Source organism: Devosia sp. YIM 151766, assembly GCF_030285925.1.
In the GTDB taxonomy this organism is placed as follows: Bacteria; Pseudomonadota; Alphaproteobacteria; order Rhizobiales; family Devosiaceae; genus Devosia.
Genome location: NZ_CP127251.1, coordinates 1,190,611 through 1,202,718 on the forward strand (window position 1 = coordinate 1,190,611; position 12,108 = coordinate 1,202,718).

At 59.7% G+C, this 12,108-nt stretch carries 12 protein-coding genes and 1 tRNA gene; 4 read left to right on the forward strand and 9 right to left on the reverse strand.

Annotation, left to right across the window (positions count from 1 at the left end; translation table 11 throughout):
- Positions 1–663: 663 nt before the first annotated feature.
- The gene (locus O9Z70_RS05695; protein ID WP_286021510.1) at positions 664–1,554 is read right to left on the reverse strand and encodes an alpha/beta hydrolase family protein; all 891 of its coding nucleotides are present in this window, start codon (positions 1,552–1,554) and stop codon (positions 664–666) included.
- A gap of 259 nt (positions 1,555–1,813) precedes the next feature.
- Between O9Z70_RS05695 and O9Z70_RS05700 the strand changes: the two genes are divergently transcribed.
- Positions 1,814–1,890 (forward strand) — tRNA-Pro (locus O9Z70_RS05700).
- Positions 1,891–2,190: 300 nt separating this feature from the next.
- On the opposite strand, the gene O9Z70_RS05705 is transcribed toward O9Z70_RS05700, so the two are convergent.
- Positions 2,191–2,565 (reverse strand): GFA family protein, encoded by a 375-nt coding sequence (locus O9Z70_RS05705; protein ID WP_286021511.1) that lies wholly within the window; start codon positions 2,563–2,565, stop codon positions 2,191–2,193.
- Between the two features lie 190 nt (positions 2,566–2,755).
- Between O9Z70_RS05705 and O9Z70_RS05710 the strand changes: the two genes are divergently transcribed.
- A complete protein-coding gene (locus tag O9Z70_RS05710) occupies positions 2,756–3,853 on the forward strand; it encodes a PAS domain S-box protein (protein WP_286021512.1) in 1,098 nt (365 codons plus the stop codon).
- Here O9Z70_RS05710 and O9Z70_RS05715 read toward each other — a convergent pair.
- From O9Z70_RS05715 to O9Z70_RS05730, 4 genes are all read right to left on the reverse strand, one after another.
- Positions 3,850–4,473 carry an MAPEG family protein gene (locus tag O9Z70_RS05715; RefSeq protein ID WP_286021513.1) on the reverse strand — a complete coding sequence of 208 codons (624 nt, stop codon included), beginning with the start codon at positions 4,471–4,473 and terminating at the stop codon, positions 3,850–3,852. The genes O9Z70_RS05710 and O9Z70_RS05715 overlap by 4 nt on opposite strands.
- 103 nt (positions 4,474–4,576) lie before the next feature.
- Entirely contained in the window at positions 4,577–4,753 is a 177-nt protein-coding gene (locus O9Z70_RS05720) for a hypothetical protein (RefSeq protein WP_286021514.1), read from the reverse strand.
- 100 nt (positions 4,754–4,853) lie between these two features.
- Positions 4,854–5,234, reverse strand: a complete 381-nt coding sequence (locus O9Z70_RS05725) for a GFA family protein (protein ID WP_286021515.1) — start codon at positions 5,232–5,234, stop codon at positions 4,854–4,856.
- 61 nt (positions 5,235–5,295) lie between these two features.
- Positions 5,296–5,463: a Thivi_2564 family membrane protein gene (locus tag O9Z70_RS05730; RefSeq protein ID WP_286021516.1), complete on the reverse strand. Its 168-nt coding sequence runs from the start codon at positions 5,461–5,463 to the stop codon at positions 5,296–5,298.
- A gap of 471 nt (positions 5,464–5,934) precedes the next feature.
- Between O9Z70_RS05730 and O9Z70_RS05735 the strand changes: the two genes are divergently transcribed.
- Together O9Z70_RS05735 and O9Z70_RS05740 are read left to right on the forward strand one after the other, a co-directional pair.
- A complete protein-coding gene (locus O9Z70_RS05735) occupies positions 5,935–6,510 on the forward strand; it encodes a hypothetical protein (RefSeq protein WP_286021517.1) in 576 nt (191 codons plus the stop codon).
- A gap of 326 nt (positions 6,511–6,836) precedes the next feature.
- Positions 6,837–7,811 carry a phosphotransferase enzyme family protein gene (locus O9Z70_RS05740; protein ID WP_286021518.1) on the forward strand — a complete coding sequence of 325 codons (975 nt, stop codon included), beginning with the start codon at positions 6,837–6,839 and terminating at the stop codon, positions 7,809–7,811.
- Here O9Z70_RS05740 and O9Z70_RS05745 read toward each other — a convergent pair.
- Genes O9Z70_RS05745 through O9Z70_RS05755 form a run of 3 tightly spaced genes read right to left on the reverse strand, consistent with a single transcriptional unit; the run spans position 7,784 to position 12,106 of the window.
- Positions 7,784–9,139 (reverse strand): O-antigen ligase family protein, encoded by a 1,356-nt coding sequence (locus O9Z70_RS05745; RefSeq protein WP_286021519.1) that lies wholly within the window; start codon positions 9,137–9,139, stop codon positions 7,784–7,786. The two genes, O9Z70_RS05740 and O9Z70_RS05745, sit on opposite strands and share 28 nt — an antisense overlap.
- Positions 9,136–10,593 carry a glycoside hydrolase family 183 protein gene (locus tag O9Z70_RS05750; protein ID WP_286021520.1) on the reverse strand — a complete coding sequence of 486 codons (1,458 nt, stop codon included), beginning with the start codon at positions 10,591–10,593 and terminating at the stop codon, positions 9,136–9,138. Before O9Z70_RS05750 ends, O9Z70_RS05745 begins: the two co-directional genes overlap by 4 nt.
- A 4-nt stretch (positions 10,594–10,597) precedes the next feature.
- On the reverse strand, positions 10,598–12,106 hold the full coding sequence (locus tag O9Z70_RS05755; protein WP_286021521.1) for an undecaprenyl-phosphate glucose phosphotransferase: 1,509 nt from the start codon (positions 12,104–12,106) through the stop codon (positions 10,598–10,600).
- Between the last annotated feature and the right edge of the window lie 2 nt (positions 12,107–12,108).

Below are 12,108 nucleotides of genomic sequence, written 5' to 3' on the forward strand. Positions count from 1 at the left end.
CGGCGATTTTCGAGCGGCGAATTCCGATTTGTGCCGCGCCGCGCCGCCGTGCGCAGCCCGCTGTCGGTCATGGGAGCAGACAACCTGGAATATCTCCTTTCTCGGTGCATGTCCGGTTCACCATTGCCGGGCTTACCTTCTTCGGTGGCGCAATCCTACATTGTTCACCCAGACATCGATGCGACCAAACCGCCGAACCGTGATTTATGAAATGCGCGCGATATCGGAAGGAATGCTTACATCGGCTTCAATGGCCAATGCCTTTCCACCTGCTGACGGACGGATGCTAGGCTCCATAGGGCGAGACCGCAGATCATCTCGACAGCGAGGGTGGAACTCACCCCGGCGATCTCTGTTGAACGTCCGAGGAACGGAGACCCCCAATGCAAAACCGACAAATACTTATCGCCATAGCCGTCGCCGCAATTGTAGTGATTTTCGCTGGCGTGGTGGCTACTACATTGTACCAGGCGCCATCAGACGAAGGGGCAGAAACGTCGACGGAATCAGAGAACCGCGGCAATGATTCAGGGGTGGCTGCGCCGGCCGGACCGACCGATACGCCTGCGCCTCCACAATAGACCAGCGGACGGTTGCCGCTGCAAATCCCGGCACAAGACCGTGGAAGATCACTCCATCCACGGCCTGTAACTTAGTCCGCCGCTATTCCAGGTTTTCAGCGAAAAAATCCGCGAAGGTTTTTTCAACAAGTGCGGTGACCTCAGGCTGGTCGCTGTAGAACCCGTATCCGTGGTCGGCTTCCGGGACAACGATAGCGGTCGCATCAGGATAGGCTTCGAGCACAGCCTCGTTGACGCCCGAGCGAACAACATCGTCTTGGTCACCATAAACGACGATCATGGCGCCGTCGTATGCTCCGATAGTCTCCAGGGGCTTGGAGGCAATCATCTCGTCGAACCATGTTCGGCTCAACTCTTGTGTCTGTCCCCACTGGGTGACGAATTCCGCATAGCCCTTGTCGCTGCCGGACTCTTCATACAGTCGGTCATACTCTTCCTGCCCTCCCAGAAAGTCGGCCATCATTTCCTGCCCCCAGTCGGCAGAAGGTGCCAGCAATCCCATGGCTCGGTATGGATTGCCTTCCTCGCTCCCGATGGTCAGCGCGATGCGGCCGCCCATGCTGTAGCCAAAGATGCCAAGGCGGTTTTCATCCACTTCATAATTGTCCAGCACGTACTGCAGGCTCGCGTTGGAATCGGAAATCATGTTCGACAGATAGCCCTCGGTGAAGGGCTCCTCGCTGTCTCCCGAGCCCGGGAAATCCATCCGGATCGTCAGGATTCCCTTGTCGGCGAGGGCCTTGGCTATTCCGCCGAATCCGCCGTTTTCCTGGCGTCCGCCGCCATGACCATGATTCATGACGACTGCTGCGAAAGGACCGTCGCCATCTGGAACAACCACTGTGGCCGGCACGGCACGATCACCGTTTTGGATTGTGACATCAGTAGAAGTTTCCGCTACCGCCGCACCTGTGATGCAGATGGCAGCTAACACGCTGAGGGCCGGTAGCAATCCGATGTTTTTAGGCTTCATTTTTCCTACCTTTTTCGTCCCGGCCAACCTTTTGCAGCGACGCTGAAGGGGAGCCGGAGTTCAGAATGGGCGCAATCACTGGCCGTGTCCAGGTTACGGGATTCCCCTCGCCAGCGGACATGGCTAGCTCCAGAACTCATAGCCATCTGGCCAGCGTCGGGCCAACTGTGCTTTTCCACGAGGTATTTACTGTTTGTTCCTTTTCCCGGGAAAACAGGGCTTGCCTCAAAAGGCCAGTCTGTCTATGTCTCCGCGCAGTCGGGGCGTAGCGCAGCCTGGTAGCGCATTTGTCTGGGGGACAAAGGGTCGTCGGTTCAAATCCGGCCGCTCCGACCATCAAACCTCAAAGTTTCCGGGATGCTGCCTGAGGGCGATTGATTTCGGGATCGGAGGGCATCCGTCGCCGTCATCTGATCAATCAATATCAGCAGGCGCGTCCTTGTCGGGCGTAGCTCAACTGGTCGAGCGATGGTTTCCAAAACCGTAGATTGCAGGTTCGAGTCCTGCCGCCCTTGCCATCCGCAGCGTACCGTCTCTTGCGTCAAGCCCGCCGTCAAATGCAACGGGCTCGATGAGAGGCAAGACCGCAGCCGTAAGGATCGCCCAAGCGTTCGGAACGCGTCGGTTACAGGTTGCCTAGTCGAGATATTTTCCCGTTTCGGCACCATCCCGGTGTCTCAGCCTGGCAGAGGCCAGCAAGGTTTTGGGGAGCAGCCTCGCATTGATCCCCCGTCTGCTGCGGCTCGCTGATCTTGGCATCCAGTGGGTAATGCAGCCGCAGTTTGAGCAGCGGTGAAAGTCCACGTTCTCGCCATTCCAGGCGTAGCTATCCGTTATGCTGCCCTCTGGCATCCCAAGGATGTCTGAAGCCTCATAATAGGTCCAAAGCACGCCATATTTGGTGCAAAGGCTGCAATTGCATTCGACCACCACATCGGGCGTTTTCGCCAAGACTATTTCGACCTGCCCGCAATGGCATGTCGCCACCACGGGCTCTTCTTCCGCAGCCATTCTCACCCCTCCCAGCCTGACCGGAGCCTGACATAGCAATGGCAAAAGGCAAGATGATGCCCGCGCCATTCACGCGTCAGCAGATCGTTACCATTGGGTCACGAGCTCGATCCCGTGCGGCACAATGTTGCCCGGGCCGACGGTGCGCCCGCAGCGCTCCACATCAACTGATCCGTGTCCGCCGCATTGCTTGATCGACAATCAGGCCTTGGACCAGATATCATGGGCAATGGATCAAATCTCAAACGATATCGATGCCATTGCAAATGCCCGCCTCGCGGCCATCGTCGATAGTTCTTTTGACGCCATCATCAGCAAGGATTTGAACAGCCAGATCACGAGTTGGAACATCGCTGCCGAGCGGATGTTCGGCTATTCCGCCGAGGAAGCGATCGGACGCTCGATCCTTATGCTCATTCCCGAGCGGTTGCAGAGCGAAGAAACCGACATCATCGAGCGGGTGCGAAGGGGTGAGCGAGTCGAGAGCTTTGATACCACCCGCGTCCGAAAGGATGGCACGTTGATCTCGGTTTCGATAACGGTTTCACCGATCAAAGATGCCAATGGCGGTATTGTCGGCGCCTCCAAGATCGCTCGCGATGTGAGCGAGGCCAAAGAGGCGGAGCGACGGATCAGCCTCCTGCTCCGCGAGGTCAATCATCGCGTCAAGAACCAGTTCGCGGTAATCCTCTCGATCATCCGAGAATCCAGCAATCGGGCTGTTGCGCCGAGTGAATTCGAGGGCCAGGTGCGCGCCCGGATCATGGCCCTTTCCCGATCGCATGACCTGTTGGTCAATTCGGACTGGTCCGGTGCCAGTCTGTTCGAGCTCGTGCAGGAACACCTCACCATATTCGGGCACGACGAAAAGGTTACGCTCTCTGGTCCGCTGATCACTCTCGCGCCGAATGCCGTTCAGCATCTGGGAATGGCCATGCACGAACTCGGCACCAATGCAGCCAAATATGGAGCATTGGCGAGCGCTCGGGGGCAGGTAAGAATTGCGTGGCAGATTATCGACGATCGGCCGGACGCGAGCCAGTTTGAATTGGTTTGGGAGGAGACCTTTCCGGCCGAATCCGGCGAGCCCGCGGAACCGATTGTCCGTCGCGGCTTTGGCACAGTGGTGCTGGAGCGCGTCGTGCCGCTCGCCTTGAATGGCCGATCAACTCTTGAGCGGGAGCCTGGCCGGGTGCGCTGGACCCTGACCACGCCGCTCGACAGCTTGGTCGGACAGGCCAAAGAACAAGGCGACGAGCCGGACGAGCTTTATTTCAACCCAATTTAGAGCTGGCGCGTCTTGAGAAAGAGCAGGGCCTCGATCGCCGCGAAGGCTATCCCGAAAACGACAACGCCCGCCCAGCCGGCGATATCGAAGCTAACTCGGCAGACGACATATATCAGCGCCAGCATGCTCACCATCATCCCCGGGGCGCCTAAGCCCCGCATCGCCGCGCTGTGGTGATAGCCGATCCAGAAGGCGAAACGAGTCAATATCCACACGACTGTCGTCGCGAGAACAGCCCGCATTCCTAGTTCGTCGTCCGCATAGGCGGCCAGCCCAAACAGACCGAATGCAAAGACCACGAACTGCTCCAGGGTGTTCTGGAGAAAACGGAGATTGACCCGTAGCCGCCTCGTTTCATGTCCCGCCAAAGGATCAAATGCGGGTGATTGTAGCCGCTCATGCGCTACCGCCTCGACGCCCATCACGAGGCAGAAGAGCACGGCGACGCAGCAACATTTCAGGGCGAAGATCATCCTGCTGCTAACGGTGTCTATCCCCTGGATTGACGGGCCAAAATACAGGATCGCGAGCCACAATAGTGCGGTAACGATCATCGACCCGGCGATGGCCATCGCACCCGCTTTGCGGGCGGCGCGCCAGTTCTCCGATTCAGCGCTCACATTGGTCTCCGGGGCTAGATTGCTTGGAGGCGATCATAACGGAACCGGCGCTGACCCGCCATTAAGGGCCTTCTGGGCGTGCCGATGCTGCACGACGGGATCATCACGGCTTAGGTTCGGAACCGCTGACTTCGCCGGCATATGCCTGGCTGATCAGCGGGAAGGCGCCAAGGTCTGGAAGCTCGATATCTTTAGGCGTGAAGAGGATCACGGCCACGCCGACGACGAGTGCGGATTTCAGGCCTAACGTCAGTCTGCGTTTCTTGCTGATCGTCATCATGGCAAGTCTCCGTCGTTTTCGAACCTCATTTCTCAAACGATGGCAATACGTTACCGTTCCCGGTTTGTGATCGTGAGCGCCGATTTGAAGACAGTTGCCGCTATCCGATGTCTTCGTCATGTTGCTCAGCGTCGAGCGGCAGAAGCCACGCCTCTCGTCTTTTGATCCAGCCCTCGACCATCGGAACAATGCCGCTGGGCGCATCGTCGAGCGTGCCCAAATAGATTTCGACGCGATGGTCTCCGATGCTGAACAGGCGGGAGCCGCACCGCGGGCAGAACGAGCGGCCGTCATAGGTTTTAACGTCACCGGTATATTGGAACTGACCATCCGCCCAATCGGCATAGGCCAGAAACGATGAGCCCGTGACCTTTCGGCAATCGGCGCAATGGCAAAGCCCGGTTCGGAACGGAGCGCCACGGACTTCATATCGCACAATGCCGCAGAGACAGCCGCCTTGTCTGATTTCGCCGTCGCTCATTTTCACCTCCGTTTTGATCAAACGGAATTTGTGAGCGCCGGCGAGGTTCCATCGCGGCGCCTTAGAAAACGGCCAGGTACCGAAGCAGCGCGATGATGCCCACCACGATTACTACAATCTGAATTATCTGCCGAACGCGGCCGTCGACCGGCAGGCGCTGGGTCAGCCACAAAATCAGCACGACCACCAGGAAGGTGATCAGGATGCTTATGAGGGTAGATGATCCCATTCCGAGGCTCCGATTGGTAATGGCGGGTTAGATGGCCGGGCCGAACATCGTGAGCGCGATCTGCAGGACGGCGGCAACAAGACCGAAACCCAGGACGAAAGCGACGGTTCGCTGATAACTGAACGAAGCCCTCCCGGTCGGAACAACCGGGGGCGGGGGGGCAATATCGACTGGCATGGGATTTGACCTTTCAAGGTCGGGCACATCATAGCGCCGCCGGCAACTTACGCTCTTTGCCTGCATCCACCTAACCAATTCGCGTTACATGGGGAACGTTCAGCGCTGGAGGCTGCGGGGACGCGAACTGGGGCGAGAATGGGACGCCAAGGATTCGATAGCGGACCCATTAGCATGAGAAATCACATCGCGCGGTCGTCATCACAAAATCGGAACAAAAGCGCCGTGCCGCGGATTGTCTCTGCGAAACCTGACCAGGTTTTTATCTCAGACAAAAGAACATGGAGAACTAGCATGAGCTCGTTCCGCAATATTCTTCTTTCTTCCGTTGCGACTTTCGCTTTTTCGACTGGTGCTGTGCTGGCACAGGATAGTGAAGACAGCAACATTCTCAATGATACGCTTGACTCAGTAAGCGGCACTGTTGACGGCGCGGTCGATGGACTGAATGATACTGTCGACAATGCTGTTGATGGAACGATCAGCGACACCGTGGATAACGCCGTCGGCGGTGTGACAAACTCGGGTGACGTTGGGGGCGACGCGTCCAGCGACGTGGGCGATGTGGGGAACTTCTCGGACCTGCTATCGCTGATGGAAGCCGGCAATACTGATCTGAGCGACGTTTCCGATGTTGGTGATGTGCAAATTGTCGATGTGGCTGACGTGGCCAATTTCGACGCCACAGCTTTCAACGAGGCGCTGAACGGCAATGCCAGCAACATTTCCGCGCTCCAGAACGCCATTAGCGGCAACTCGACGTTGAATGACTTTTTGACCGGCAATTCGGTTGATGTGTCGGACATCGTTGCTATCAACAACAGTCAGGATGGCACCGTGATCATCTACACGGATAGCAGCGAAGACTAACGTTATGAGCTGTCATGAGAGTGGGCGCCGGCCTTCGGGTTCGGCGCCTGTTTTTATGTCAAAGTACACACGAGAGTACCAAAAGCGGGCCGGCGCGGTATGGGTCAGATCTTCCACGATGCGGTTGCCTTCTGTGCCGGTGTGTCGCCGACTGCCATCTCGGCTATTGAAAAACGACTCCTCGCATCGTATTGGCCTCCTTGACATTTCCCCGTTGGCGCGGGAACGGGGGACAAGGGGTCGTCGGTTCAAATCCGGCCGCTCCGACCATTCCACTCAAGGCCCGTCTATAAGGCCGGATCGTTCCCGCCGGGCTGGAGCCGATCATGCAATTGCAGGCGCGCGACATTGAAGCCGCAATTCCGCTCTGGCCGCAATTGGCCGGCTCCGTGCCGCGAATTATCAATTATTCCGAGAATCACACCTTCCGTTTCGATAAAGCGGGCGGCGCTTCCTATACGCTGCGTGTACATCGGCCGGATTACCAGAGCATCGCCAATATCGAGAGCGAGCTGGCCTGGCTGGCCGCCCTGCGGCGCGATACCGGCCTGCCGATCCCCGAGCCGGTTGCCGGCAGGAATGGCGAATTGCTCCAGGGTTTTCTGGCGCCGGACGGGGCCTTGCGGCAGGCCGTGCTGTTCCGCTTCCTCGCCGGCCACGAGCCGAGTCCGGACAGCGGTTTGCTTGGATTGTTCGGCAGATTGGGGAATTATGCGGCCCGCATGCACGAGCATGCGACCCATTGGCAGCGCCCGGCGGCATTCACGCGTCAGAGCTGGAGCGCCGGCAATATCCTCGACAGCGATGGGCTCTGGGGCGACTGGCGAATTGCCCCGGGTGTCACGGCCGATATCCGTTCACTCCTCGACCGCCTGGACGCCGCGCTTCGCCGCCGGCTCGCAGCCTACGGGCTGGGCGCCGGTCGCTATGGCCTCATCCACGCCGATATGCGTTTGGGCAACCTGCTGGTCGATGGCGATGATGTCAGCCTGATCGATTTCGACGATTGCGGCTTCTGCTGGTTCACCTACGATTTTGCCGCCGCCATTTCCTTCCACGAGACCCATGCGACGGTGCCGGCGCTCAAGGCTGCCTGGCTCGAAAGCTATCAGGCCGTGCGCCCGCTCGATAAGGACGACATCGCCTCCATCGACGACATGATCATGCTGCGCCGCATGGCTTTGCTCGCCTGGATCGGCTCCCATGCCGAGACCGATCTCGCGCAAACCCATATGGCGGGATTCGCAGCGGGGACAGCCGAGCTGGCGGAATACTATCTCGGCGATGCCATCGGGCGCTGAACATGCCCTGTGCTGGTCGAAGCGGCAGTGCTGATGGGCGGCCGTGACGCGCCGGCCCGGCGCGGCAGAGATCGTTTGGCTGGTGGAATCTGACGCGCCTTCGGCCCCGCGCCCAGGTCGAAATTGAACGTGTTCATCCCCCAGATCAGCCCGAAGTGCAGCCACATCTGGCGCCAATGCTCGCCCTCATGCAGCGACGCGCACATGACGATGCCGATCAGCGATATCAGCAGCACGATCGTTATTTCGTTCCGCGTGCGCCGATAATTGCGGATGGAAACGCCCACCGTCCCGAAGGCGAGAACCAGCCAGGCGATGCCGCCGGTCCAGCCATAATTGACGAAGGAGCTCAGCCAGATGTTGTGGATCGGCTCTGGAAAGATCTTGTCGAGTTGGAGCACCCCAAGTCCGATCGGGTTCTCCATGATCATCGGCAATACCAGCAGGTAGCGGTGATAGCGGCCTTCCTCGCCCAGGTCGTAGGACTTGGCGAAGGTGAGTCGATCCAGGAGCTTTTCGGTGAATTCGGCCGAGGTAAGGCTGGCAAAGGCGAAGAGCACGACGCCGATTACGACAAGGCTGCCGATGGTCAGCACCAGCCGGCGCGGCCGCCGGCGATTGTGGAAGAAAATATAGGCGAACAGACAGATCATCACCGCGACGACGGCGATGCGCGAGAAGGACAGGAGGATGCCGAGCAGGACGATCGCCATGGCGCCGATAAGCAGTACCTTGTTTCCCCGGGGACGAAAGAGGAAATAGACGCAGAAGACCACCGCCGGCAGCAGGAACGAACCATACATATTGGGGTCATCGATGAAGCCCTTGGCGCGTCCGTCCCAGGTCAGCAATTCGGTTTGGAGCAGGAAGCCTATCGTGCCCAGGATCGAGGCGATCACGCAGGAGACGATGTAAACCTTCATGAAAATCTCGAAGTGGCGCTTTTTCCAGCTCATCGACACGAAGACGCTGATAATGCCGATCGTGATGGCGAAGGTCTTGGAAAGCAGCTCGAAGGCGACGCCATCCTCGCTGAAATTCGGTAGCGACGCCAGCAGGCAGGACAGACCCCACGCGGCAACGATGAGAATGAAGGTCACCGATCGTCGCGTCACCTCCTGCTTTTCCAGCAGCGTCATCAGGAACAGCGTGATGAGAAAGGACAGGACGTATAACAGGTCGACGGGCGAGGGCCGCAGCAGCGTGTAGTTCATCGCCAGCACGGCGAGCAGGAAGACCAGGTTCCGCGTGGTGAAGACGGCGAAACGCAGGCCGGCTATGCGGATTTCGGTCTCAGGTGCCTCGCGGCGAGTGCCTGTCATGCTCATGGGGCCAACCCGTAGCCGAGCAGATGTTCCATTGTGCCCAGTCCCTCGCAATCCGGCGCGCCGGACGCGAAATGCGTTCCCGTCCGCTGCTCGATACAGCGATAGACCGGCACGCTTTCCTCTTGCTCGGCGGCATATAGCCAGCCCGCGGTTCGCTCCCGGACATAGCCCGCGGGCTCGCAGCTACCCTCGTCGGCAAGCATCTGGTCCAGATGCCCGAACCGGTCCCGGGCGCATTCGGCGAACTTGATGCTGGCAATGCCCTGGGGCGGCCGGGTCAGCATATAGGCGATGATCTTGTCGTGGCGATAAGCGCGCCGGTCTCCGGTCAATGGCCCGGTGGACGTGAGATAGATGTCCTGTCTAGGCTCCAAAAAGCGGCTCAGCGCTATGCCTGCCTGAACCGCCATCGGCTCGTCTTCCACCGACAGCGCCACCTCGTGATGGACGAGATAGCGGCTCTCGAAGCCCTTGCCGGGCGGCACATAGATATAGCTCAACAGGAAGCGTCCATCGACGGCGTTGCTGCCGTCGTCGGGATTGAGGATGGTCCCATAGGCGACCAGATCGGTATTTGCCGGCCGGTCCCATTCGGAACCGTCAATGGCCAGAAGCGGCTCTTCCAGATCGAGGAACGACACCTTGTCCGTCGACAACGATAGCCGCAATCCTCCGAACCACGGATCGGTCGTGAGCGCGGCGACCCAGCCCCGATCCCGCAAATAGCCGACGCCGGGCCCGACAAAGCCGATTGCTGTCGCCTGGCCGCCAAGGCCCGGCTCGCTCCAGGCGCCCTCGTGATATTTCCGCCAGTCCGTGAGGTCGTGCTTCGGCGTTCTGGCCGCGATGGTCTGCCAGTCGGAATTCCGCAGGCAATAGGCGTAGAGATAGCCATCGAGGCCATCGATCATCGTGCAATCGCCCTCGCCGGTGATCCGGCCCCGCTGCGGCGCATCCCGCCCGGTGATGATCGTGCCCAGATCCGTCCAGGTGAGACCGTCATCGGATGAGGTGGCGATGGCCATCGACTTGTCGGTCTGCCCCTGCGGGCCGTAATCGCAGATGCTTTCCTGATGCACCAGCCCGAGGACCGCGCCGCCGGATCGCATGGCCGAGGTCAGCCAGCGCCCACATTCGTTTTTGCTGCCTGCAATGCCGGCTTCCAGCACGGCACGGCGGGGGTTGTCCATGTCCCGTAAGGTGGGACCGTCAATGGCATAGGTCGCTCCATTGGCGCTGAACCCCCGAAACGATCCATCGGGCAGCTTGAGGGCGGTGAAGGGGGCGTCGAGTTCGTCCGGAAACGGGCCCCGCACCGTTACCGGCGGCCCGACGCGCACCTTTATGCATTCCATGCACAGCTCACTGTCGGCGCTTGCCGCCGCCGCCGCGAACGTCCCCAGAAAGGCCAGGGCGAGAAAACCGGTGACTTGGAGCCGGGTGCCGTCCATCATGGGCTCAATAGGCGTTTTCGGAATTGAATAATCGGAACGGCGTCAGCAACACGATGTAGGCATCGAGCAGGATCGACCAGTGCTCGATATAGTAGAGATCGTGATTGACCCGCTGCATGATCTTGTCGATCGTGTCGGTCTCGCCGCGCCAGCCATTGACCTGGGCCCAGCCGGTCATGCCGGGCTTGACGCGGTGACGGGCGAAATAGCCTTCCACCGCCTCGTAATAGAGCTGGTTCTCGGCCTTGGCTTGTGGTGCATGCGGGCGCGGGCCGACGACGGACAGCTCGCCCTTGAGCACATTGAACAATTGCGGCAGCTCGTCGATCGAGGTCTTGCGGATGAATTTGCCGACCCGGGTGACGCGGGGATCGTCTTTGGTGACGAGCTTGGCGGCCGTATTGTCGAGCATGTCGGTGCGCATCGAGCGGAACTTGTAGATGCGGATGGTCTCGTTGTTGAAGCCATGCCGGTTCTGCACGAAGAATACCGGGCCGCGGCTTTCCAGTTTGATGGCGATTGCCGTGGCCAGCATGACCGGCGACAGCAGGATCAGCGCGGTGAGCGCCACAAGCTTGTCGAACACCCATTTGAACACCCGGTTCCAGTCCGAGATCGGCCGGTCGGCTATGTCGAGAACGGGCACTTCTCCGACATAGGAATAGGCCTTGTCGGTGAATTTCAGCTTGCTCATATGGGCGGACAGGCGAATGTCCACCGGCAGCACCCAGAGCTGGGTCAACATGTCCAGCACGCGCTTTTCCGCCGATAGCGGCATCGACACGATGACGAGGTCGACGGGGGTGCGGCGGGCGAACTCGACCAGGTCCGCAACCATTCCGAGCTTGTGATAGCCCGAGACGAGGTCCGGCGAACGCTCTCCGACGCGGTCGTCGAACAATCCGAGCAGGTTGATGTCCTTTTCGGCTCCGGCCTGGATCTGCTCGATCAGCAGAGCCGCGTCGGCGCCGCCGCCGACGATCACCGCGCGTCGTTTCAGGCGGCCTTCATCGGTCCAGCGCAGCACGAGGGCCCGCAACAGGCTGCGATATGCCAGCAGAGCCAGTGCGCCGGAGGCGTACCAGGTGAGCAGCCAGAACCGCGAGACCAGGTCGCCGGCCTTGAACAGGAACAATCCCACAGTCAGCGTCACCATCACCGCCGTCCAGGCCCCGAGCACCCGGCCGAACTGCGACAATGTGGTGCGATAAGCCGTGATGCGGTGGGAGCGCACGGCGTTGAACATGATATTGGCCAGCAACACCATTGTCAGGATGATCGGGATATAGAGCGCGTCCTGTCCCGGCGCGACATAGGCCGCGTGAATGCCATAGCCCAAAAGCGCGAGTAGCAGCGCCTCCGCCACCTGCGCTGTTCCTGAAATCACCGCGGCCGAAAGCGTGCCGTCCACCGGGCGGGCGATGATTTCCTCGGCGCGCGGCGAAAGATGCGGTGTCCCGCCCGGCTTGGCGGCGTGGTCTTCAATGGCCTTTTTAGCGTCTACGCGAAACATTA

Coding starts and splice junctions, on each gene's coding strand:
- O9Z70_RS05720 (WP_286021514.1), bottom strand. CDS start 4,753: ATGATGACGATCAGCAAGAAACGCAGACTGACGTTAGGCCTGAAATCC.
- O9Z70_RS05755 (WP_286021521.1), bottom strand. CDS start 12,106: ATGTTTCGCGTAGACGCTAAAAAGGCCATTGAAGACCACGCCGCCAAG.
- O9Z70_RS05695 (WP_286021510.1), bottom strand. CDS start 1,554: ATGAAGCCTAAAAACATCGGATTGCTACCGGCCCTCAGCGTGTTAGCT.
- O9Z70_RS05750 (WP_286021520.1), bottom strand. CDS start 10,593: ATGATGGACGGCACCCGGCTCCAAGTCACCGGTTTTCTCGCCCTGGCC.
- O9Z70_RS05730 (WP_286021516.1), bottom strand. CDS start 5,463: ATGGGATCATCTACCCTCATAAGCATCCTGATCACCTTCCTGGTGGTC.
- O9Z70_RS05705 (WP_286021511.1), bottom strand. CDS start 2,565: ATGGCTGCGGAAGAAGAGCCCGTGGTGGCGACATGCCATTGCGGGCAG.
- O9Z70_RS05725 (WP_286021515.1), bottom strand. CDS start 5,234: ATGAGCGACGGCGAAATCAGACAAGGCGGCTGTCTCTGCGGCATTGTG.
- O9Z70_RS05735 (WP_286021517.1), top strand. CDS start 5,935: ATGAGCTCGTTCCGCAATATTCTTCTTTCTTCCGTTGCGACTTTCGCT.
- O9Z70_RS05740 (WP_286021518.1), top strand. CDS start 6,837: ATGCAATTGCAGGCGCGCGACATTGAAGCCGCAATTCCGCTCTGGCCG.
- O9Z70_RS05745 (WP_286021519.1), bottom strand. CDS start 9,139: ATGAGCATGACAGGCACTCGCCGCGAGGCACCTGAGACCGAAATCCGC.